This window comes from Desulfovibrio sp. (assembly GCF_009712225.1).
Classification (GTDB): Bacteria; Desulfobacterota; Desulfovibrionia; order Desulfovibrionales; family Desulfovibrionaceae; genus Desulfovibrio.
Genome location: NZ_WASP01000003.1, coordinates 448,379 through 469,641, shown reverse-complemented (window position 1 = coordinate 469,641; position 21,263 = coordinate 448,379). Strand labels below are relative to the sequence as shown.

Genomic DNA, 21,263 nt, shown 5'->3' with positions numbered 1-21,263 from the left:
ATGACTTGTGAAAATAAGTATAATTGATATATAGAAGTCTGAATGTCTGCCGATAAAGTAGGCGGATCAGTAGAGTCCGCAGAGCCTGCTGAAGTTGTTTATATTTTCAAAAGGGGAAGAGCTTTAGAGCATACGTGCGTTGACGCCGCACAAAAGGGGTTGTGATGAAAATTGGATTGCTAGCCAGGATGGGATTGTCCATCCTGACTCCCGCTATTGTCGGGCTTATGCTTGTGGCCGGGGTTTGCTACAAGATGTCCGAAGAAATGCTGCGGGAGCAGATTGCTACCGACATGGGCGCACTGCTCGAATGTCAGAGCATTGGCCTGGACGCTGTTTTTAGCGGGCTTGAACAGGGCCTGAAAACCATGACCGAAAACCAGCGCATCAAGGATCAGGTAGAGGCCTACGCGCAGGGCAGACAAGAGGCATTTGAAGGTTCGCTGTTCGCCAGATCAGACCGTGCCCTCGAATCCTTTGTAACCAGCAATGAGACCGTCTACCATGCAGGAATAATCGCTGTTGACGGCAAGGTTCTTGGGCACCGTCTGGAAGACCAGCAAGGCCCAAGCAAGTTCATCGGCGACGATTTTTCTGACCGCGAATATTTTCAGAAAAGCAAGGATGGCCAACCCAGCGTAGTGGGTCTCAAAAGCCCGACTACCGGCAAGCTCGCCACCATTATTTCCATGCCTCTGATACTGAACAACAAAACAGTGGCAGTACTCGTAGCAGGCATAGACAACAAGCTTCTGAGCAAAAATACCACCGACAAGATCAAGGTTGGCCAAAAGGGCCTGGTGTATGTGTACGACATGAGCGGGCACGTTGTTCTGCATCCAGACAGCTCTACACTTGGTCGTGACGACAGCAAGCTGCCCCAGGTGGCGCAGCTGCTCAAGGAAAAGGATGGCCGCACCCGTTTTGTGAATGACAAGGGTGAAAGTAAGGGCCTGTATTACAAGGCGCTGCCCCACGAAGGCTGGATCATTTGCGTGGAGTTTGACCGGGGCGAAATATTCAAGCCTATCAGTGATCTGCTGACCAACGCCAGCCTGCTCACCCTGGTTTGCGCTCTTATTGTGGGAACCATGATTTTTATTTCCGCACATGGCATTGTGCGCATGCTTGGTGGCATCTCTGGCGTGGCCGAGGCTGTTGCTGGCGGGCGTCTGCAAACCAATGACAAGGAACGCGCCCTGTTTGACGCTGCCGAAAAGCGTGGAGATGAGTTCAGCACGCTTGCGGCGGGCATGCGCCGCATGGTTGAGAGCATCCGGCATCTGCTGAACGAAAGCGAGAACAAAACACAGGCCGCCCAGCAGGCCACAGAAGAAGCGGAAAAAGCCACCGCCAGAGCGGAAGAAGCCGCCCGTCAGGCCGAAAGCGCCAAGCGTGAAGGCATGCTTGCCGCCGCTGGCCAGCTGGAAGAAGTGGTGAGCGTCATTTCTGCCGCATCGACCGAGCTTGCGGCGCAGATCGAGCAGTCGGACAGGAGCGCCCTGGAATCTTCACAGCGTCTGGCCGAAGCCGCCACCGCCATGAATGAAATGAACGCCACAGTGCAGGAAGTGGCCCGCAATGCTTCTTCTGCCTCGGCCGTTTCTGCCGAAACCCGCGCCAATGCAGAAAGCGGCGCAGGCATAGTGAAAAAATCCCTGCAGAGCATCGGTCAGGTGCACAAGGTTTCCATGGCGCTCAAAAACGACATGGCCACGCTCAACCAGCATGCACAGGCAATTACCCAGATCATGAACGTGATCTCGGACATCGCCGACCAGACCAACCTGCTGGCCCTCAACGCTGCCATCGAGGCCGCACGCGCTGGTGAAGCCGGGCGCGGGTTTGCCGTGGTGGCCGACGAGGTGCGCAAGCTGGCCGAAAAGACCATGGCCTCCACCAACGATGTGGGCAATGCCATTGCAGCCATTCAGGGCAGCGCGGGGCAGAGCGTGCAGGCCATGGAAAAGGCCCTCGTCGAGGTTGAAACCGCCACCGATCTGGCTCAACAGTCTGGTGATGCCTTGCAGGAAATTGTGAGCAAGGTCGAGGCCTCGGCCGATCAGGTGCGCGCCATTGCCACGGCCAGTGAACAGCAGTCGGCAGCCAGCGAAGAGATCAACGAGTCTATCGTGCGCGTCAACGAAATGTCTGGACAGACGGCACAGGCCATGGGCGAGGCCACTCGCGCCGTGAATGAGCTGGCCCGTCAGGCAGAGCGCATGAGTGAGCTGATTGCAGAAATGAAGCGCGGCTAACCCGCAACTGCCCAATACATAAAAACTCCCCGGAATGTTACATTCCGGGGAGTTCGCTTTTATGGAAAGGGTGTGAGGACCGCAACCTAGCGCAGGGTAGGTGCGAGAAAATACTGCCACACCAGGGTAACCAGCAGCAGACTGAGCGATACGGTCAAAAACCGGCGCACCGCCGCGGGCCCGATGCGTATGGCCATGCGGCTGCCCAGCCAGTTGCCGAGACAGCAGGCCGCCGCCATGGGCAGGGCCAGGCTCCACACCACAACGCCGTTAAGGATGAAAACAACCGCTCCCGCAAAGTTTGAGGCAAGGTTGAGCACCTTGGATGTGGCCGATGCTTCCATAAGTCCCATGCGCAAAAACCAGTGAAAGGCAAGAATCAGAAAGCTGCCGGTACCGGGGCCAAAAAAGCCGTCGTATCCGCCCATCACAAGGCAGACAAAGGCAACGGGAATCCAGAAGCGCGGGCCGGAGTGCGGCAGGGGCGTTTGCTTGTGTTCCTTTTTCGGCAGCAGTGTGGCGCACATGCCAATGGGCAGCAGGGCAACCAGCACTTTGCCCAGCACCGCCGCGTCAAGCAGCAGGGCCAGACGTGAGCCCGCCCATGATCCCAGAAGCGAAAAAACGATGCCCGCGAGCGCCACACGCCACAACACCAGGTTACTGCGCGCAAAGTTGCCAAGGGCCACACAGGTTCCAAGGCAGGCGCTGACCTTGTTGGTGCCGAGCGACTGGTGCGGCGGTACGCCGCAGAGCAGCAGGGCGGGCATGGTCACAAGGCCGCCGCCGCCAGCAATGGAATCTATGAATCCGCCGCCAAATGCGGCAGCCAGGCCGACGGCGTAGGTGAGCAGGCTGAAATCAAGATCCATCGCGCTACCACTCCTTGAATATAACCCATGCTGCAAACACGATAAGCCCAAAGCCCACCAGATGGTTCCATTTCAGCGGTTCATGCAGCCAGAACGCCGAAAACCCCATGAAGACGGTCAGCGAAATAACTTCCTGAATGGTTTTCAGTTCTGCGGCAGAAAAATAGCCGTAGCCTATCCTGTTGGCAGGAACCTGCAAGACGTATTCAAAGAAAGCAATGGCCCAGCTTGCGATGATAACAATGGGCAGGGCCGTGCTTCTGTACCGCAGGTGGCCGTACCATGCAAAGGTCATAAAAAGATTGGAGCAGAACAGTAATCCTACAGTACTCACAGGAACAGGAATCTGCATGATGGAATCCGTGGGCGGTCGCAAGGGCAGGCGCTTGGCAGGCCGGAAGAGGTTGCACAGGAGCATATTCACTTATCTGCTGCTGTCTGGCTCGTCAACATCTCTGGCTGCGCCCGGGGCAAACGCGTCCGACCTGTGCCCCCGGTTTGCGCAGGCCGGGGCTTGAGGCTATGTTGTGGTTGTGGCGCTACCATACGCCGCAGTCACCATGGAGGATTACATATGGCGGCACGCTCTCCGCGCGCTAAGGATGCTGACAGCGAAAAAATGAATTCGGCCAACGGGTCGCATGGTCATGCCAACGGGGCAGAATCCACACCCGACAGGGTTACGTGGTCGCTGTTTCTCAAGGCAGCCCTGCTGGTCACAATTATCTGGGCCGCATCGGCCCTGATGCTTGTTCTTACTGTGAATGATTTCAGCAAATCGGGTACGTTTGGCGATTCGTTTGGCGTGCTCAACACGCTGTTTTCCGGTCTGGCCTTTGCGGGCATCATCGTGACAGTCAAGATGCAGAACGACGAAATGCGCGAGCAGCGCAAGGAACTGCAAAAACAGAAAAAAGCCGCTCAGGTGTACCACCGGGAGCGCATGTTTCTTCTGTTGATGGAAGAACTGAAAAAATCGCGAGAGCACCGGCTTACCATAGCTGATGTACGCTTGGTGGTGCGCGAATGCCTGTGTGACGTGCCCGCGCTCAACGCGCGAAGCTCAGAGGCCGGGCAGGCGCTGGTCAGAGAAGTGGAAGGGGTGCTTGCCGGAACCTTGACCGAAACACCGCTGCTGCCGGTTTTTGGGCGGCGTATACACCGCCACGAGCGGTGCGAGGTCTTTATCAAAACCTTTCGGCAGGCGGCAGAAAGCGCCAAAAAAATAGACCCCGCCAACAAGACCGAATACTACGACATCGTCTGCAACAGCATGTCTGATGCAGAAGAAGCCCTGCTGTTCATGTGCGCAGTGGCGCGTTACGGCACGCAAGCCCTGAACGAACCGCAGGTTGTCAAACTGCGTGAAAGCTACGATGAAATACGCGACAGGCTTTAGGCCTGAAGACGGCGGCACGGGCGTGCCGCCGTAATTGTGGCGCATACGGCCGCAAACATAAAAACCCCTGAATCGCTTCAGGGGTTTTTCCGTCGCTCCGTGCCGCCGGGCCTGGTTGCCAGTGGCAAACCATGGCGGCAGCGGCGCGTGGCTTCCCTCATGGAATGATTTTCCGGCCACCGACACCTGCCAGGGGCCGGAAAATCATGTGGGGAGGGGAGTATGTACAGGCTACAGTCTGCTCGGCAGACTTAGGCAGCCATGGTGTCAAAAAGTTCTTTGGCGTTGATATTGGTGGGGTTGGCGCCCAGCACCGTTTCAAGGTGCTGACGGGCTTCTTCGGCGCGGCCCAGATAAATCAGGCAGCCAGCCAGGGTAACGCGCACGGCCTCGGCTTCAACGCCAGCCTTCAGGGTGTCTTCCAGATAGGGCAGCGCGTTTTCAACGCAGCCAAGCTGGTAAGATTCGCGAACAAGGCAGTTCAGGGCCACAATGTTTTCCCTGGATTTCTTCAGGGCAAGGGCAAAGTGGTCAAAGGCCAGCTGGTGTTCGCCCTGTTCCATGTACACAAGACCTATGCCGCACAGAGCCTTGTCGGTTTCTTCCACAGCGGCGGCCTTCTGGTACAGCACCAGCGCCTTGTCCAGGTCGGAGCGCTGCACGGCCACAGTGGCCAGTCCCAGGAAGGGAGCCGCGCTCTGCGAGTTGCTGCTGGCGGCCTTGCGGTAGTATTCTTCGGCCTTGTCAAAGTCACCCATGAAAAGGTAGCACTCGCCCAATTCCTTATTGATTTCGTAATCCAGTTGATTGCTCATGGTATCCTCCCCAACTGAGGCTGGTTTGTGGTCGAGCGCTGTATGCGCCACTGACTTGTCCAGTTATATGCACTGAGCGTGCCAATAGTAAAAGAGTGCAATAAATTCAGCCCAGTGATTGGCTAAATTGCAAAATTTGCGCGGCGTAGAAGCCCCGGTGGGCCTGCAAAGTGCCAAAGCCTTGGCAGGCAGGGCCGGTTTGGAGGCAGGATTTTCCCTGCAGGCAAATCTTGCCGCACGGCGCAATGATGCACGAGGTCAGGCAGGCGGCAGAAAAAAAGGCCGAACCGTGTAAACGGTCCGGCCTGAGATGATGGGTGGCTGGTATTATCAGGCGGTGCGCAGGCTCTGCGTTCCGCCATGTACATTTATGTGGTGCAGCATGACGCCCAGCACGCCTTCAATATCCAGGTGCGAGGTGTCAATAATCAGCGAATCCTGCGCCGGGCGCAGCGGGGCCACCGCACGGTTGCGGTCAAGGGCATCGCGCTGGCGGATCTGCTCGGTGAGGGTTGCAAGGTCGGCGTTCTGCCCGCGTGCTTCAAGGTCGTGCAGGCGACGCATGGCTCGTACCTCTGGCGCGGCATCAAGAAAAAACTTGAAGCGTGCTTCGGGAAAAACCACGGTTCCCATGTCGCGGCCCTCGGCCACCAGCGGCGACTGCTCGCCAATGGCCCGCTGTGTGGCGCGCAGAATTTCGCGTACCACGGGCACGGTGGCTATGCGGGCCGCAAGCATGCCCACGGCCTCGGTGCGCACCTCGCCCCGTACGGCTTCGCCGTTGCAGAACAGGGTGGACTGCTGACCAAAACCCGAAAGGGTAAACTTCCACTGCGCGCAACGGCTGCGCAGTTCTTCCTCGGGCAGGGTTTCTGCACCCGCACCCAATTTGAGCGCCATGCAGCGAAACATTGCACCGGTATCGAGGTAGGAAAGGCCCAGGCCTTCGGCCACGCGCCGCGCAAGGGTGGTCTTGCCCACGCCTGCGGGGCCGTCCAGTGTTACTACGGGCAGTCTGGCGCTCATGCTTTTGCTCCGCCTTTGGCCGGCTTTGCCCCCAGTACTTCTGCCATGGCGGCAAGAAAGGCCCTGTTTTCCTGCTCGTTGCCAATGCTTACGCGCAGCAGGTCGGGCAGGCTGTAGCTCTTGAGCGGACGAATGATGATGCCCCGCGCGAGCAGGTTCTCAAAACATTCCGCAGCGGTGGGCGCACCCTCTGGCATGCCGAACATCAAAAAGTTTGCCTGGCTCGGCCATACCTTGCAGCCCAGGGCGGTCAAACCGTCAGAGAGCTCTTTGCGGCCAGTGCGCACGGCCTGAAGCGTGGCATCATAAAATGTCTGGTCTTCCAGCGCAGCAAGAGCCGCTTCTTCTGCCAGAATATTGACAGAAAAAGGCAGCCGCGCACGCCAGAGATAATCGGCCAGGTGGTCGGGCAAAATGCCGTAGCCCACGCGCATGCCCGCAAGGCCAAGGCTCTTGGAAAACGTGCGCATAAACGCCGTGTTGTGCGGCATGATGCCGTCCGCCATCATGGATGCCGCCTTTTCGTCGTCGGCAAAATCCACATAGGCTTCGTCCACCACCAGCAGGCAGTCGGGGGCCTTCTGCGCCAGATCGCGGGCCAGGTCTTCCACAGCCTTGCGGGGCGGACAGTAGCCAGATGGATTGTCTGGCGTGGTCACAAAAACAATGCGTGTGTTTGCATCCACAAGATCCAGCAGTGCGGCAAAGTCGAACGAAAAATCCTTTTCAAGGGGTTGTCGCCGTATTTCGATGCCGCAGATACGTCCCTGAATGGGGTAGATGCTGAAACAGGGGTTGAAGCACACAATGTTGTGCGTGCCGGGCACTGCCAGAATGCGGATGAGCAGATCAATGATTTCGTCCGAGCCGTTGCCAATGACAACGCGGCGTTCGTCCACGCCGTGTCGCCGGGCCAGTGCCTTTGCCAGCCTGGGGTTGCCCCCCTGCGGATAACGAAACGCCCCGGCCGCATGGCGCACCACGGCCTCGCGGGCCAGAGGCGGCATGCCAAGCGGGTTTTCATTGCTGGCCATCTTGATGACCTGGGGCAGGTTGTACTTATCCTGGATTTCGGCAATGGAAAGGCCGGGAACATAGGCCTTGAGGGCCATGATCTCCTGGCGCACACTGATCTCGGACATGGTTTCTCCACCAGTATCGCCCGGCGGGCGAAGCTTCAGGGCAGCGCTTGAGCGCAATATGGCTTGGTTGTTTACACTAATATGTTTCAGCCAACAAGCCGCTGCATTGCAACGGCTTGTTGGCTGAAAAAAGATAAAAAACAGTGTGTTGCGCGGCTGTGCGCTGTCGGGGTTGGCGTGCTATTCGGCCGCCTCGGTGGGGCGTACCGTCAGCACGGGCATATCGGCGTTCTTGACGACCTTTTCGGCAACGGAACCGAACAGAATACGGTCGATGCCCTTGCGTCCGTGGGTACCCATGACAATGAGTTCAGCCTTTTCTTCGCGGGCGCGGTTAAGAATTTCTTCTGCCGCATAGCCAATGAGCACCTGCCCCTTGGCTTCGACGCCCACAAAGTTTTCGGCCACAAATGATTCCATGGACTTTTCCGCGCCGGTGACAATTTCGCCCACAAAGTTTTCAATAGTATTGGGCGGCACGTGGAAGCCCACATACTGGCTCAGGGAAGGGGCGGTGTACACAACAAGCACGCTGGCCTTGAGGCCCTTTGCAAGAAGCACCGCGTATTCGGCAACTTCCTTGCTGTGTTCGGAAAGGTCTACCGCGCAAAGAATCTTCTTGATTTCCTTCATGGCAAACTCCTGTTCCCCTCGATGGCAGATTGATAAACGGACCGGCTGAATGGGGGGCTGGCAGAGGGGTGGTAATTATGGTGTTGCAGCCTTATCCTTTGCCTTCACCTAGATTAAATGGTAGTTTTTTTCATCACAATAGACAAGACATTTTGCCTAACGCCGCAAAGGGGCAGGGAAATTTTTTCCCGCAGCTTTGGCCTGGGCTGTGAAAAATCAGTCTGTTACGGCAGTGTGCTGTTGTGGCAGGTTTTTTGCACATTTTCTGCAACGGCAGTACGCCAACCCTGGAGGCGACATGAAAGTTACCAACGATCAACTTGAGGCGCTGTTACGTCAGCAGAGCCAAACCTCAAGTACATCCCGTGCGCAATCAGCGCAGGGGAGTGGTTTTGAGGCGGCCCTGACCGAACAGTTGGGCCTTGAAAATGCCGTCGCAACTTCAGCGTTTCCCACTTCTGCATCGGGTCAGGCCTCGCAGGCTTCGATGATCAGCCAGATGATGCTGGGCACCACCCAGACTGAATCGACCGATATTGATGAAGACGTTATTCAAAGCGCCTTCAGTCAGGCTTCTGGTACTCTGGATATGTGGGATTCATACGTTAATGCCCTGGGCTCGTCGGGGCAGAGTGGATCACTGCGCGAAGCCTATTCTCTCTTGCAGGGAATAGACGGGCAGGTTTCTGCACTCAAGACCAACACTGCTGCTGTGCGCGGCCAGAATGAAGGTCTTGATTCACTGGTCAACGAGCTTGACGTGATGACCGCGACGGAAAAGTTCAAGTTTAACAGGGGCGACTACAACAGCTAGCCGCCAGAAAAAACCGCCGCGAGATCAGGGTTTCGCGGCGGTTTTTGTTAATGGCAAGGCCGTCTGCTTTTCAGGAGCGGGCGGTTTTTTCGTTTTACAGCCATCATGCAGAAACGCCCCCGTAACCTCAAGGCTGCGGGGGCGTTGTGGCGCGGGCCTGGCAGTTGGCCGCACCGGGGAAGTGTGTGCTTACTTGTTGCCGGTGGTGACAGCCTGAGCGGCGTTGCCTGTGGAGCCATCCATGCCGGTCATGCCAGCCATGCCGGTCATGCCAGCCATGCCGGTCATGCCAGCCATGCCGGGGCAGCCGCCGTTGCCCATCATGCCGTTGCCCATCATGCCGTGGCCCATGCCATGCCCCATGCCGTGACCCATACCCCGGCCCATGCCCATGCCGTGACCGCCCATGAAGGGGATACCCTTGTCAGACATCTGCTTGAGCATTTCAGCGCGGGCGGAATACAGCTTGGCGTCGATTTCGCGCAGGTCCTTCTGGGCGGCCTTGACGCGAGCATCGTCGGGCTTCACGCCAGCGGCGGCGAGGTTGTTCAGCTCGGCCATCTTGATATGGTGCTGCTGGAGGGTGGGCTGCATTTTTTCTGCAAAGCTCTGATGGATCTGCTGCATGGCGGTCATCTGTTCACTGGTCATGCCCATGCCCATGCCGGGTCCCATGCCCATACCCATGCCCGTTCCGGGGCCCATGTTGGCGGGGCCACGGCCATCGCCGTTTTGGGCAGAAGCAACGCCCGCGATACCAAGAAAGATAGCAAGAGTAAGAGCCGCGCCAGAGGTGACGAACTTGGAAGTCTTCATGATGTGTGTCCTTTATGTTTTGAATGAATTTGATTGCTGTTTGTGCCTGATCACTACTGTCAGGGTGTATTAATGGCCGGAACCGTACCCGTGGGGGCCATGCGGGCCCGACTGCTGTCCGCCGCACCAGGATGACTGCGGCTGTATTTCAGCCGCGTTGGCGGCGGGGGTTGTTACAGCCCAGGCAAGGGCCAGAGCCAGTGAAGCAAAGATCAGGGCAAGTTTGGGGGTGCTCATACATTCTCCTCGACGGTTGTCATCCGTGGCCTTGCCACTCAGATGGCATTTTTGAGTTTCTCGTATTCCTCAAGCGTGATTTCACCCGAGACGAGTCGTCTTTTAAGTATGGACAGGGAATCTGTGCTGTCCATGTTCTTTTTTTGTTGCGACATTATTCTGCTGATAAAAACAACCGCAAGGGAAACGATCAGGATCATGAATATAAGGTGAGTCATGCCGTTTCCCCATCCCATTACGCTTCCTATATCGCAGCCATACATATCAGTTTCCTCTAAATGACGTTGCGCCGTCAGTTGTTGTTTATTTTTCTGATGGTTGCTGCGTTTTGTTCAGCGCCATTTGCAACTGTATAGGCAAAGGGCGTGCCAAGTGCTGCAAAAAATAGTAATACTATGAAATTATTTATTTATTTTAATTTTAGCGAAAAAGGGCCAGTGGTGGGGTAATAGAAAAGTGTCCGTTTTTTACTCAGACTCGTATTGGGCTATCCAATTTTTACCGGGGGGCTTGCGCAGTGAGTAAAAAATACATAATTATGATGATGCGCCGTTAAGGATCCTGCCATGAATCTTTCCCGTTCTTCATCATTCCGTCGTATGACCCGCCGTTTGTCCCGCCGTTTGTCGGGCATGGGGCTTTCGCCCTGGATGCTGCTGGGGGTGGCCCTTATTCTCGGGCTCATCCTGGCGGGGCTTTCCGTTCGCAGCAACCAGCGCGAGCGGGCCTTTATGATCCATAACCTTACAGACAGGGCTGAGGCTCTTATCTGGGCGCTTGAGGCCGGAACCCGTACCGGGCTGCGCCTCAGCCCCGGCGCTGTGCTTGGACTGCGGCCTCTGCTGTCGGAAACAGCCCGGCAGCCCGGTATTCTCTATATGGCCGTTACCGACACCAACGGTGCCATTTTGGCCCAAAGCGGTGATAATCCGCCGCCTCCAGGTGCCCCCTCAGATTTTTCGGGTGATTCAGGCACTCCCTCCATTGTGGTGCAGGCGCAGGAGATTCCGCCGCTGCCCCTGGTTTCAGACCGGCCCATGTGGCGGGTTCGCAATCGCGACGGGCAAGAGGTCTTTGAGGTATTTCGGGCTTTTGCCCCGCTGAGCAGGCCCCACGGGCAACACATGGGGCACGGCCCCCACGGCCTGGGCATGATGGGAGGAATGGGCGGTGGCATGATGGGCATGATGGGCGGCCCGGACGAACCGGACCCGCGCGATGCCTTTCCCGATGGCCCCCCGCCCCGTGGCCCGCTTGCAGGCCGCCCCGGCCCGGAAGCGCCGCGTCAGGTAGTGGGTGTTGCCCTTGTTGGCTTTGACGCGCGCCCCTTTGAAGACGCTCTTGCCCAGGATTCCCGTAATAACCTACTTTCCGCAGCGCTGGCCGCGGCCATAGGTCTGGCGGGTTTTATTTCACTGTTCTGGATGCATAACACCCGGCGCTGGCGGCGTATTTTGCGCGACCAGCAAGCCATGGCTGCAGAGGTTGTGGCCAGCCTGCCTCTGGGGCTTGTGATCAGCGATCCTGCCGGGCGCATTGCCATGATCAACGATACGGCCCTTGGCATGTTTGGTAAAAAACGCCACGAAGTTGCCACTGCTGTTGCGCCCGATGCCACTACATCTCAGGCCGACAGCGCGGGAAGCAACCGGAGACCGGATACCCGTGGCCCCAGCCCGTTGGACGAGCTGCCGGGGCTGGAATGGGCAACGCTGGCCGACAAGCTGGCGGGTGGGGCGCGTATTCTTGAACAGGAAACGACGCTTGCTGTCGCCGGGGCAAAGCCACTGGTGATTAGCCTTGGCGGCGCGGCCATGCGCAATGAAGACGGCGTGTTGCTGGGCAATGCTTTTGTGCTGCGCGACATTACAGAAATGAAGCGCCTGCAGGTCGATGCCCAGCGCAATGACCGGTTGGCCGCTCTTGGGCATCTTGCGGCGGGTGTGGCGCATGAAATCCGCAATCCGCTCAGCACCATCAAGGGTGTTGCCCTGTACATTGCCCGTCGTATGCCCCTTGGCGGGCGAGAGGAAGAAGCCGCGCAGCGCATGATCGACGAGGTTGAGCGCCTCGACCGCGTGGTTTCCGAATTGCTCGATTTTGCCCGTCCCGGTTCGTTTGAAACCGTGCAGGCTGATCTGGCCGAGATCCTTGGTCGCGCTCTCAGGCTCGTCGAAGCCGATATCAAGGCCAAGGGCATTGCCGTGGTGCAGGAAATTGAGCCCGGCTTCCCCACTGTCAATATCAGCCCCGAAAGGCTTACCCAGGCACTGCTGAACCTTTTTCTCAACGCGGTTCAGGCCATGGACCAAGGCGGAACGCTGCGCGTTTCGGCTCGCACCCTGCCCAACGGCATGTTCAGCATAACCGTGGCCGACACGGGGCCGGGCATTCCGCCAGAGATTCAGGCTTCCATCTTTACGCCTTATTTTACCACCAAGCCGTCTGGAACAGGACTTGGCCTCGCCATTGTTTACCAGATTGCCGAGGGGCACGGCGGGCGTGTGAGCGTGGGCAATGCCGCTGGGCAGGGCGCTGAATTTACGCTCACCCTGCCGGTAGAAGGCAAAAAATAAGGATTCTGCCAGCCCCGTTGACGCTCGCGCCACTCGCTGGCGCATGAGCCGGGCTGCTTTTTGAGGAAATATAATGACTGCAAATACCGCCATACAGTTGCTGGTGGTGGATGACGATCGCAACCACCGGGAAATGCTGCGTGCCCTGCTTGAAGAGTGGGAGTACGCCCCCACCGGAGCCGCCAGCGGTGAAGAGGCGCTTGAGCTCTGCCGTCAGCGCCCCTTTGATCTTATTCTCATGGACGTGCGCATGGGTGGCATGAGCGGCATTGAGGCCACGCGGGCCATCAAGGCCTACAATCCCGCTATCCCCATTCTCATCATGACGGCATATTCAGATGTTTCCAGCGCCGTGGAGGCGCTGAAGGCCGGGGCCTACGACTATCTTACCAAGCCTCTGGCCTTTGATGCACTCAAACTTGCCCTGGAGCGCGCGCTCGACCACGCCAACCTGCGGCACGAGGTGCGCACCCTGCGTCATGAGCTGGCACAGGGCATAGACGCCCGCAACATCATAGGGCAAAGCCCGGCCATGCGGCAGGTGCTGGAGATGGTTTCGGCCATTGCGCCCTCTGAGGCCACGGTGCTTGTTACGGGTGAATCCGGCACTGGCAAGGAAGTAGTCGCCCGGCTTATCCACGCCAACAGCAACCGTCGTACCGGCCCCTATGTGGCGGTGAACTGCGCCGCGCTCACAGAAACCCTGCTGGAATCGGAGCTGTTCGGGCACGAGAAGGGCGCGTTTACCGGGGCGGAAAAACGCCGCGAGGGGCGTTTTCTTGCGGCCGACAAGGGAACGATTTTTCTGGATGAAATTGGCGAGATACCCCTTTCCATGCAGGTCAAACTGCTGCGCGTCATTCAGGAACGTGAGCTGCAGCGCGTGGGCGGTGACCAGACCGTGCGGGTGGACGTGCGCATCCTGGCCGCCACCAACAAGGATCTTGCCCGCGAGGTAGAGGAGGGGCGCTTTCGGCAGGACTTGTACTACCGCCTCAATGTGGTGGCCTTGCAGTTGCCGCCGCTGAGGGAGCGGGGTGAGGATATTCCCCTGCTTGCCATGCACTTTATGAAGATTTTTGCAGAGCGCAACGGCAAGACGGTGAAGGGATTTACGCCCACTTCCATGGATCGTCTGCTGAAACACGCGTGGCCCGGCAATGTGCGCGAGCTGGAAAATGCCGTGGAGCGGGCGGTGGTTTTGCTGGTGGGCGAGTATATCAGCGAACGCGAGCTGCCGCCTACCATTGGCGGACAGGAGGCGGAAAGCAGCGCGTCCACACGGCTGGATTTTGCCAATATGACGCTTGAGGAGATTGAGCGTCTGGCGGTTATGGATACTCTTGCACAGGTTGGCGGCAACAAGAGCGAAGCGGCGCGGCGGCTGGGCATCAACCGCAAGACCTTGCTGTCCAAGCTGGGGGATGGAAAGTAAAAAGGCTGGGGAAGTTCGGCGGCGCGGATAGGAGAAGGCTGAAGAGGCAAAAAGAGTTTGACTTTGTTTCGGGGGCAAGAATCTGTCAGCCGCATTTACGCAAACCGAATTTTTCGGCCTGACGGCGTTAAAATCCTGTTTTTGATGCTCACGTACATGAGTGCGCTGGGCTCAAAAGCAGGATTTTGCCTTGCCAGACCGAAAAATTCGTATTTTGCAAATTCGCCCAACACCAGCCATCGCCTGCGCTCCGCTCTGGCGAGTCTAAGGAAGGTGACCCCACGACCTGCCTCTGATGGCGGGCGCTGAAAAGCAGAAATGCAAAAGCGGTTGGTAAGCGGGGTAATGCTTTTTTAACGGTCAGTTTTGTTGGCGGTAGTTGGCTGAAGCAGACTTTGCCCGAAGCAAAAGAGTACTCTGGCATTTACGCGTCGCGGAGAGAGATCACCTGAGCGAGCGAAGCGAGTGAGGGAAGCGAGTGAGGGAAGCTCCCGCAGCAAAAGACGCGTGCCCTCGCCTTTTTGTGGCAATCGAAAACGCTCTTTGGGGTGCTTCGGGGGGATGCAAGGGGGGCCGCGAAGGGGGCGGAGCCCCATAACCGGCCCCGCCTTGCCGCGCACCGCACAGGCGTCCCAAACTTCGCCGGAGGGCGAAACCCCATGCCCGCAGGGCAGTAAAAATAATCAGCCCCTGCCGGGCAGACCCAAAAAACAAAAATCCCCGGCCACGTTTTTTCATGGCCGGGGAAATTCAATCAACTTTTTTTGTAGCTAGCGCTTGCGTGGCTCACTGGAAAGACTGTCCACATACAGCCAGAACAGCGCACCCATTTGCAGGGGTTTGGGCTGCCCATCGGGACCTTTGAGCGGGTCGCCGGGGATACTTGCCATACAGCACCACCAGCCGGGCTGGTTGAGCACAAAGGAAAACTCGCCCTTGTTGTTGGTGCGCGCGGCAATATCCTCGTGCCACGAGGTGGGCACGGTGCGTTTTTCCGTATTTATGCGGGCCATACGTACAGAGGCGGAAGCCAGCGGCTTGCCGTCCATAAGCACTGTGCCCGAAAAGATGGCGGGTGCGGTAAGGCCAAAGGGACGGGAAAGCGGCACAATTTCAAAGCGCTGCCCCACGGGCAGGCTCCAGCCACGTTCTACCCCATAAACCGGCAAGGTGGTCTTTACATAGTGCTGCAGATAGCGACCGTGGGCGGCATCCCACCAAGGGCGGCCCTCGATGATAAACTGGTAGAGGCCCGGCTTGGTGAGGGCCACGTTGGCCCCCCAGGCTTTCTGGTTAAGATACCGGATTTCTTCCAGATCACCCAGGAGGTCGCGCCTTTCGGGCTGGGCCACACCGTCCTTGACCGGGGTTGCGCTGTCGTAGCGCAGCACCGCGAACATCTGGGGCATGTCCATGACCAGCCCTTCATACTGGAAGGGGCGCATCATGGTTATGAGAACGTCGAGTTCTTCATCGATCTGCGGCTCGGCATGGGCCTGAGCCGCAGCTTCGGGCTGATCGGCCTTGGTGGGCGTTTCAGCCGGGGCGGCATCGCCATTGGCTGCGGGTTTGTGCTCCGCTGCGGGTTGCTCCGGCTGCTTTGCGGCGGCATCAACTGGCTGGTCTGCCTTGGCGGCAGGGGCCTTGGCATCCTGCGGGCGTTTTTCGTCCTTTTTTTCCTCGCGCTTGGCAGGCGCTTCCGCCTTGGGGCGAGGGGCGGGAGCTTCAACGCTGGGTTGGCTCGGCACGAGCAGGGTAACCTGTGCCTGTGCACTGGCGGCAAAAATCAGGCAGGATAAAAATGTCCATAGCGCGGCTACAGCTGCATTTTTGTGCTCAAAAAACCCCAGATGACAAGCTCGGTGTGCGCTGGGCATGAAAACTCCTGGCTGCGCCCGCATCCCGCGTGAGCGGGCTGGCATATCCTGTTTCGCGTAAAAAACGTGCAGGCGCTGTTGTATGTGTCCTGTGTATAGCTCAAGAGTATGTGCTTGTCATGTGGTGCTTGCGCAACATGGCCGCTAAAATTGCGTTTTTCCGGTTAATTTGGGGTATTGCGGGGTGTTCTGGCAGCAAAAACCGCATCCACCCGCGTGACGCCCGCCGCCAGTAGTGCCCTGGTGGCGGCGGCCATGGTGCTGCCTGTGGTCATCACATCGTCCACCAGCCACACGCGCAGGCCGCTGGCTGCAGGTGAAGCGCTAAAGCTGTGCTGCACGTTGCTGCGCCGCGCTTTAGCGCCCAGCCGAGCCTGTTCCTTGCCGGGAACGGGGCGCGTGAGCAGTTGTGTTGCCAGCGGCACGTCCAGATTTCTGTGCAGGACTTTTGCCAGTTCGTGCGCCTGATTGTAGCCCCTGTGCCGCAAATGGCCGGGATGCTGGGGAACGGCGGTTATCAGGTCTGGCCAGGGCAGGCAGCCAACGGAATCAAGCATGAAGCCCCCCAGCAGCGGTGCCAGGTACAGGTGGCCGTCAAACTTGAGGCGCAGCAGGGTGTGGCGCAGGGAATCCTGATAAAGACCGTGAAAAGCCACGGAGCTCCATGGCGGGGGATTTTGCAGGCACGCGCCGCACACGGTGCTGCCCTCGTGAGGGTTTGTCGGTGGCAGCCCGCAGCGGGGGCAGCGCGGCCCTGTATAGGGCGCAAGCAGGGCGGAGCAGGCGGGGCAGAGCAGAGCGTCGGCAGCACAATGTGCAGAAGGTCGCGCGATGGTACCTGCCAAAAAATGTGCGGGAGAGTTCGTGCCGGATGCAGGAGAAAACGGGCGCAGACAGTGCACGCAACGATTCTGGGCCAGCCCCAGCCTGCTTTGCAGGCTGGTCAGGCTGAATATGATGGTGGATAGGAGCCCTGCCATGCGAAGGTTGTACGGCGGTCATGCGGCCTGTGCAAGCCCGGCCAATCCCGTGCTGTCAGGACTTTGCGCTGTCAGGATTCTGCAGCGGGGAAACGCTCGTGGGCAGCTCGTAAATGGGGGATTCCTGCGAGCTTCCAATTCCATTTTCCGTGGCAAGCCTGTGACCCCAGTCATGCCCCCAGGCGTGCAGGGCTGCCATGACGGCGGGGCGTTCGTGCAGGTCCTTGAGCGATTCAAGGCCGCGCAGCAGGCGAGTTTCGCGAATACCCGCACCAAGCGGCGCCAGAAAATACTTGAGTGAAAGCAGCGAACCCGAAAAAAGCAGGTTGCCGCGCCGCCTGCCTGCGGTCATGGCCACAAGCACGGGCTTGGTGCGCGAGAGCGGTAGGGGCATGCGTTCCTCGCCGCCCTTTTGGGCCCAGAAGCGCTGGGTTCTGTCGATAAGTGCCTTGAAGTGCGCAGGCAGAAAGTAAAAATAGATGGGGGAAGAAATCATGATCAGCTGGGCTTCTGCAATGAGCTGAAAAACTTCCTCTGTCTGGTCCCGCAAGGTGCAACTTTCGTTCTGGCCGGGAAGGGGTCGCCCGGCCAGAACGCAGTTGTGCGGCGGTCTGAAACAGGCCCCGCAACCCGTACAAGGCGAAATTGCATAATCACGCAATGCTACAGTGCGCAGGTCTGCACCCGCTTCGGACATGCCTTTGGCAAAAAGGTCGGCCACAGAGTCGGACACGCCGCCCGCGTGCGGGCTGCACTGAAGCACAAGGATTTTGCTCATAGAGTAAATTCACCGCAGAAAGGGTTACTTTTTTTCTCGTCGCCGATGGTGGTCGATGGCCCGTGGCCGGGATACACGACCGTGTCTTCGGGCAGGGCAAAGAGCACCTGCGAAACCGAGCGCAGCAGGCCCTCGTGGTCGCCGCCGGGAAAGTCCGTGCGGCCAATGGAGCGGTAGAACAGCGCGTCGCCCGTAAAGACCAGGTTTTCAGCAGGGAAAAACAGCGAAACACCCCCCGGTGTGTGCCCGGGAGTGACCAGAACCTCGCAGTCCATGCCGCCAAAGGTGGTTTTGCCCGTTGCAATGGGCTGCGCTGTGTAAGGGGTAACCGAGGGGAAACCCCACAGGCCGCCCTGGGCTGATTCTGTGCCTTCGAGGCAGTCGTCGTCAGCGCTGATGTACACGGGTGCCCCTGTTGCTTTCTGAAGTTCCGCCACGCCGTACACGTGGTCAAAGTGGCGGTGGGTAATGCATATGGCCGCCAGCTTGAGCCCGTGCGTGGTCAGATATTCCAGCATGGGTTCCGGATCGCCGCCCACATCCACGGCTACGGCCTGCGTGCCGCTGTGGATAAGGTAGCTGTTGGTTTGCAGGGGGCCGAGAGGAAAAGTGGCAACAGGCATAAAAATTCCTTTGGTTTGTCGATATGGTGCGCGTATTGTGTGATGACACGCACTAATTTCGACTTTGGATAGTCTATCGTGGATATTTTTTACAGGCAAGAGTGTGCCAGGGCTGTAACGGCCTTGTGGCAAAGTTTTTTGCCTTCCTGAAGAGCGATAGCCGGACAGGATGGCAAAATCAAGCCGGGTGGGGTGCGCCCGGTGCGTGCAGTCATTGCGGGCTCTCATGGCAGGCGCTTTTGGCTGGCCCGCGCTGGGCGCAAAAGCCCCGCGCACAGTCTTGAAATTTTCTAGACAAGCGGAGCGTGCCACACTACAATTTAAAGATGCAAAAAAACCGTCCGCCGCTCGACCTTGCGCGTGAAGACCTCATGGAAATGGAAGGCCTGTTGTGTGAGCAACTGTCTTCATTTTTGTCTTTTTCAGGGCATGCCCTGTATTTTCCCACCAGCCGCGCGCCCGAAGAGCCGCAGCTTCTGACGCGCGAGCGCAGACTGCTGCTGCCGCTGCGGCGGGAAAACCGCCTCCTGGGCGTATTTATGCTGCACGGTGTAAAGGCGCGTGAAGCGCGCCCCCTGCTGCCATTTTTGCCCGCCATTGTTGATCTGGGGCTGGAAAATCTCGCCAGGGCCAAGGCAATGCGCACTGATTCGGTGACAGGCATTGCTACCGAGCAGGCCCTTTTTGCCCATATGGAAAACGCCGCCGAGCGACTGCGTGCCTATCTTGAAGAGCCCAACGCGGAAGAAAGCGGCCCCGCCCCCCTGCACTGGCTGTGCATGGGGCTTGTGCTGTTGCGGCTTGGCAACGGCGATTCCATCGTACGGCGTGGCGGTCACGCCTTTGCCGAAGCGTATTTCAAGGCTCTGGCCGACGCCTGCCGCGAGGCTCTGCCCTCGGACGTGCTGGCCGCCCGCGTTGGCCGGTGGGAGATAGCTCTGCTTTTCCCAGCCAGTGGTCGCGGCGCGTGCCACAAGCTGGCCCGGGCCGCCCTTACGCGTATGGAAGCGGTGCGCATGCCTTATCCCGTGATGACCAAGGTGGTACACCCCCGGCTGTGTGCCGGGCACGCGCTGTACCCTCAGGATATGCGCGGCACGGAGCTGCACCTTGCCATGTACGATCAGGCGCGCATGTGCATGGACCGCGCACGCATGGCCGCCAATGTGGCGGGGCAGGAGGCAGAAGGCGCCGATGCCGTGGAAAGCCGCATCATGCCCTTTGCGCGCATTCTGCAAGAGGGTGGTATGGTGCTTGAAATCCTGCCGTTGGGGCGTTTGCGCCTGAGTATCGGGCGTCAGGCCAAGGCCCGCGAAGGCATGCGTTTTGCCCTGTGGGGCAGAACCGAGAGCGGCGCGGCGCGCTACAAGGGCGAGCTGGTTCTGCTGCACACGCGCGATACGGATTCTGTGGCCGAGGCCCTGCACCTTGAGGATGTGACCTGCCAGCCCGAAGTGGGCGACAGGCTTACCCTGCTTGGTGAAACCCCGGTGCTGAGCCCCGACCTTGACGAACAGGAATTTTCTGGCGGGCGCATGCCCGTGGCAACAGGCGGAAGAGCGCGGGCAGACGGTGCCGCCACAGGCAAGGCACAACCGCAGCCTGAATGCGTGGGAGGCCTGTGTGGCCACGGCGACTTTTTGAACCGCTTTGGCATTGAGGCAGAACGGCGCAGCCGCTTCGCCCTGTGTTTGCTGCGTCTTGAACCGGGCAACACAGAGGGCCAGCAGGCAGCGGCAGCCCCGTTGGATGCTGCCCACGATGTCACCAGCCTGCAGGGGCTTGTGGAAACCGCACTGGGCATCTGGCGTGCGGCCCAGGATAAGGCGCTGGAAAAGATGCAGGCCGGCCAGCCCGAAGGCTCGGCGACAGGGCACCCACAGCCCCTGGCAGGCCGTTACGGCAGCAACAGTCTGGTATTTTTTCATCCCGACGTGGACGCCCAGACTCTTGTTTCCCTGTACCAGGATGTGTGCAACGAGCTGAACAGCCGGGGTATTCTGGCTGCCGCCGGGCTCGCGGGCTATCCCCTCCTTCAGTACAGCCGTGCAGAAATGCCCGAATGCGCTCTCAAGGCGCTGGAATATGCCCTGCTCCTGCCTGATCCCAAGGTTGGGGTGTGCAATTCGCTGGCGTTCAACATCAGCGCTGACCGGCGTTACAGTCTCGGCGATGTTTTTGGCGCGGTGGAGGAATACAAGCTCGCCCTGCTGGCCGACGAGGCCAATGCCATGGCCTGGAATTCTCTGGGGGTGTGCATGGCGGCGCTGGGGCGGCAGCACGAGGCGCGGCGGCACTTCATGGAAGCACTGCGTCACGGGCCGGATACCGCTCTGGCCGAGCAGATTTATTACAATCTTGGAACCGTCTGTCAGGGGCTGGGTGAAAAGCGGGCTGCAGCGCAGTACTACCGCCAGTGCGTAAAAATTTCGCCCGAACACCAGTTTGCCCACATCCGGCTGGGGCAGCTGTGTGAATTGGGCGGCAGAAGAGCCGAGGCCAAGCGTTTTTATGAAAAGGCCGCCGCCCTTGAGGACGCGCGCCCCGGCGCGCCCAGCCTCGCCCGCAGGCATCTGGCCCGGGTTGCGGTGCGTCAGCGCAAGGGCAGCGAGGCCCGCGAACTGCTGCACGAGGCCCTTGTGCGCAATCCACAGGATGCTGCATCCATGCTCATGCTGGCCAATATCTATCTGGACAGCAACGAAGACCCCGCCATGGCAGAACTACTGGCCCGCAAGAGCGCCGGTCTGCATGACAGGCCAGAGGCATGGCAGGCACTTGCCCGCGCCCTGCGCAAGCTTGGGCGGGAGGAAGAAGCCCGTGTGGCCGAGGCCAAGGCAGTACTTTCATAGCGCCGAAAGTTCATTGCTGTTTTGTCTGTTTTCAAACCGCCCCTCGTGGGCGGTTTTTTTACGCCCCATCATCGCGTGTCCCAGACGCAAGCAGGGCCCCCTGTCGCCAGAGGGCCCTGCTGTTGGTATA

At 58.9% G+C, this 21,263-nt stretch carries 19 protein-coding genes; 6 read left to right on the top strand and 13 right to left on the bottom strand.

Annotated elements, in window-relative coordinates:
• Positions 1-164: 164 nt before the first annotated feature.
• Entirely contained in the window at positions 165-2,258 is a 2,094-nt protein-coding gene (locus tag F8N36_RS03275; protein WP_291331318.1) for a methyl-accepting chemotaxis protein, read from the top strand.
• An 86-nt stretch (positions 2,259-2,344) separates the two neighbouring features.
• Here F8N36_RS03275 and F8N36_RS03270 read toward each other — a convergent pair whose 3' ends face one another.
• Positions 2,345-3,130 (bottom strand): TSUP family transporter, encoded by a 786-nt coding sequence (locus tag F8N36_RS03270; RefSeq protein WP_291331317.1) that lies wholly within the window; start codon positions 3,128-3,130, stop codon positions 2,345-2,347.
• A 4-nt stretch (positions 3,131-3,134) separates the two neighbouring features.
• Positions 3,135-3,548: a DMT family protein gene (locus tag F8N36_RS03265; RefSeq protein WP_291331315.1), complete on the bottom strand. Its 414-nt coding sequence runs from the start codon at positions 3,546-3,548 to the stop codon at positions 3,135-3,137.
• 156 nt (positions 3,549-3,704) lie between these two features.
• Here F8N36_RS03265 and F8N36_RS03260 point away from each other — a divergent pair, with 156 nt between their 5' ends.
• Positions 3,705-4,529, top strand: a complete 825-nt coding sequence (locus F8N36_RS03260) for a hypothetical protein (protein ID WP_291331313.1) — start codon at positions 3,705-3,707, stop codon at positions 4,527-4,529.
• Between the two features lie 251 nt (positions 4,530-4,780).
• Here F8N36_RS03260 and F8N36_RS03255 read toward each other — a convergent pair whose 3' ends face one another.
• The 4 genes from F8N36_RS03255 to F8N36_RS03240 form a co-directional block, all read right to left on the bottom strand.
• Positions 4,781-5,344, bottom strand: a complete 564-nt coding sequence (locus tag F8N36_RS03255; protein ID WP_291331311.1) for a tetratricopeptide repeat protein — start codon at positions 5,342-5,344, stop codon at positions 4,781-4,783.
• 330 nt (positions 5,345-5,674) lie between these two features.
• Positions 5,675-6,370 (bottom strand): (d)CMP kinase, encoded by a 696-nt coding sequence (cmk, locus tag F8N36_RS03250; RefSeq protein ID WP_291331309.1) that lies wholly within the window; start codon positions 6,368-6,370, stop codon positions 5,675-5,677.
• Positions 6,367-7,512, bottom strand: coding sequence for a histidinol-phosphate transaminase (gene hisC / locus F8N36_RS03245; protein WP_291331307.1), 1,146 nt, complete (start codon positions 7,510-7,512; stop codon positions 6,367-6,369). The genes cmk and hisC overlap by 4 nt, the downstream gene beginning before the upstream one ends.
• A gap of 180 nt (positions 7,513-7,692) precedes the next feature.
• Complete coding sequence (locus F8N36_RS03240) at positions 7,693-8,145, bottom strand: universal stress protein (RefSeq protein ID WP_291331305.1); 453 nt, start codon at positions 8,143-8,145, stop codon at positions 7,693-7,695.
• 298 nt (positions 8,146-8,443) lie between these two features.
• On the opposite strand from F8N36_RS03240, the gene F8N36_RS03235 reads away from it, so the two are divergent.
• On the top strand, positions 8,444-8,959 hold the full coding sequence (locus F8N36_RS03235) for a hypothetical protein (protein ID WP_291331303.1): 516 nt from the start codon (positions 8,444-8,446) through the stop codon (positions 8,957-8,959).
• A gap of 189 nt (positions 8,960-9,148) precedes the next feature.
• On the opposite strand, the gene F8N36_RS03230 is transcribed toward F8N36_RS03235, so the two are convergent.
• The 3 genes from F8N36_RS03230 to F8N36_RS03220 form a co-directional block, all read right to left on the bottom strand.
• Positions 9,149-9,775, bottom strand: a complete 627-nt coding sequence (locus F8N36_RS03230) for a periplasmic heavy metal sensor (RefSeq protein WP_291331300.1) — start codon at positions 9,773-9,775, stop codon at positions 9,149-9,151.
• Positions 9,776-9,844: 69 nt separating this feature from the next.
• Entirely contained in the window at positions 9,845-10,012 is a 168-nt protein-coding gene (locus F8N36_RS03225) for a hypothetical protein (protein WP_291331297.1), read from the bottom strand.
• 38 nt (positions 10,013-10,050) lie between these two features.
• Positions 10,051-10,230 carry an SHOCT domain-containing protein gene (locus F8N36_RS03220; RefSeq protein WP_291331295.1) on the bottom strand — a complete coding sequence of 60 codons (180 nt, stop codon included), beginning with the start codon at positions 10,228-10,230 and terminating at the stop codon, positions 10,051-10,053.
• A 348-nt stretch (positions 10,231-10,578) separates the two neighbouring features.
• Here F8N36_RS03220 and F8N36_RS03215 point away from each other — a divergent pair, with 348 nt between their 5' ends.
• Both F8N36_RS03215 and F8N36_RS03210 read left to right on the top strand, forming a co-directional pair.
• Positions 10,579-12,588 (top strand): ATP-binding protein, encoded by a 2,010-nt coding sequence (locus F8N36_RS03215; RefSeq protein ID WP_291331294.1) that lies wholly within the window; start codon positions 10,579-10,581, stop codon positions 12,586-12,588.
• Positions 12,589-12,661: 73 nt separating this feature from the next.
• Entirely contained in the window at positions 12,662-14,023 is a 1,362-nt protein-coding gene (locus tag F8N36_RS03210) for a sigma-54 dependent transcriptional regulator (RefSeq protein WP_291331293.1), read from the top strand.
• 770 nt (positions 14,024-14,793) lie between these two features.
• On the opposite strand, the gene F8N36_RS03205 is transcribed toward F8N36_RS03210, so the two are convergent.
• The 4 genes from F8N36_RS03205 to F8N36_RS03190 form a co-directional block, all read right to left on the bottom strand.
• Positions 14,794-15,900 (bottom strand): DUF4198 domain-containing protein, encoded by a 1,107-nt coding sequence (locus tag F8N36_RS03205; RefSeq protein WP_291331292.1) that lies wholly within the window; start codon positions 15,898-15,900, stop codon positions 14,794-14,796.
• Between the two features lie 164 nt (positions 15,901-16,064).
• Positions 16,065-16,880 carry a ComF family protein gene (locus F8N36_RS03200; RefSeq protein WP_291331291.1) on the bottom strand — a complete coding sequence of 272 codons (816 nt, stop codon included), beginning with the start codon at positions 16,878-16,880 and terminating at the stop codon, positions 16,065-16,067.
• Between the two features lie 55 nt (positions 16,881-16,935).
• Complete coding sequence (locus F8N36_RS03195; RefSeq protein ID WP_291331290.1) at positions 16,936-17,658, bottom strand: flavodoxin family protein; 723 nt, start codon at positions 17,656-17,658, stop codon at positions 16,936-16,938.
• Positions 17,655-18,281 (bottom strand): MBL fold metallo-hydrolase, encoded by a 627-nt coding sequence (locus F8N36_RS03190; protein WP_291331289.1) that lies wholly within the window; start codon positions 18,279-18,281, stop codon positions 17,655-17,657. Before F8N36_RS03190 ends, F8N36_RS03195 begins: the two co-directional genes overlap by 4 nt.
• Positions 18,282-18,607: 326 nt before the next feature.
• On the opposite strand from F8N36_RS03190, the gene F8N36_RS03185 reads away from it, so the two are divergent.
• The gene (locus F8N36_RS03185) at positions 18,608-21,133 is read left to right on the top strand and encodes a tetratricopeptide repeat protein (protein ID WP_291331288.1); all 2,526 of its coding nucleotides are present in this window, start codon (positions 18,608-18,610) and stop codon (positions 21,131-21,133) included.
• The last annotated feature ends 130 nt before the right edge of the window (positions 21,134-21,263 follow it).

Bases quoted from the DNA above. Each gene is read 5' to 3' on its own strand.
- F8N36_RS03275 (WP_291331318.1), top strand. From the start codon at position 165: ATGAAAATTGGATTGCTAGCCAGGATGGGATTGTCCATCCTGACTCCC.
- F8N36_RS03270 (WP_291331317.1), bottom strand. From the start codon at position 3,130: ATGGATCTTGATTTCAGCCTGCTCACCTACGCCGTCGGCCTGGCTGCC.
- F8N36_RS03265 (WP_291331315.1), bottom strand. From the start codon at position 3,548: ATGCTCCTGTGCAACCTCTTCCGGCCTGCCAAGCGCCTGCCCTTGCGA.
- F8N36_RS03260 (WP_291331313.1), top strand. From the start codon at position 3,705: ATGGCGGCACGCTCTCCGCGCGCTAAGGATGCTGACAGCGAAAAAATG.
- F8N36_RS03255 (WP_291331311.1), bottom strand. From the start codon at position 5,344: ATGAGCAATCAACTGGATTACGAAATCAATAAGGAATTGGGCGAGTGC.
- cmk (WP_291331309.1), bottom strand. From the start codon at position 6,370: ATGAGCGCCAGACTGCCCGTAGTAACACTGGACGGCCCCGCAGGCGTG.
- hisC (WP_291331307.1), bottom strand. From the start codon at position 7,512: ATGTCCGAGATCAGTGTGCGCCAGGAGATCATGGCCCTCAAGGCCTAT.
- F8N36_RS03240 (WP_291331305.1), bottom strand. From the start codon at position 8,145: ATGAAGGAAATCAAGAAGATTCTTTGCGCGGTAGACCTTTCCGAACAC.
- F8N36_RS03235 (WP_291331303.1), top strand. From the start codon at position 8,444: ATGAAAGTTACCAACGATCAACTTGAGGCGCTGTTACGTCAGCAGAGC.
- F8N36_RS03230 (WP_291331300.1), bottom strand. From the start codon at position 9,775: ATGAAGACTTCCAAGTTCGTCACCTCTGGCGCGGCTCTTACTCTTGCT.
- F8N36_RS03225 (WP_291331297.1), bottom strand. From the start codon at position 10,012: ATGAGCACCCCCAAACTTGCCCTGATCTTTGCTTCACTGGCTCTGGCC.
- F8N36_RS03220 (WP_291331295.1), bottom strand. From the start codon at position 10,230: ATGACTCACCTTATATTCATGATCCTGATCGTTTCCCTTGCGGTTGTT.
- F8N36_RS03215 (WP_291331294.1), top strand. From the start codon at position 10,579: ATGAATCTTTCCCGTTCTTCATCATTCCGTCGTATGACCCGCCGTTTG.
- F8N36_RS03210 (WP_291331293.1), top strand. From the start codon at position 12,662: ATGACTGCAAATACCGCCATACAGTTGCTGGTGGTGGATGACGATCGC.
- F8N36_RS03205 (WP_291331292.1), bottom strand. From the start codon at position 15,900: ATGCCCAGCGCACACCGAGCTTGTCATCTGGGGTTTTTTGAGCACAAA.
- F8N36_RS03200 (WP_291331291.1), bottom strand. From the start codon at position 16,880: ATGGCAGGGCTCCTATCCACCATCATATTCAGCCTGACCAGCCTGCAA.
- F8N36_RS03195 (WP_291331290.1), bottom strand. From the start codon at position 17,658: ATGAGCAAAATCCTTGTGCTTCAGTGCAGCCCGCACGCGGGCGGCGTG.
- F8N36_RS03190 (WP_291331289.1), bottom strand. From the start codon at position 18,281: ATGCCTGTTGCCACTTTTCCTCTCGGCCCCCTGCAAACCAACAGCTAC.
- F8N36_RS03185 (WP_291331288.1), top strand. From the start codon at position 18,608: ATGCAAAAAAACCGTCCGCCGCTCGACCTTGCGCGTGAAGACCTCATG.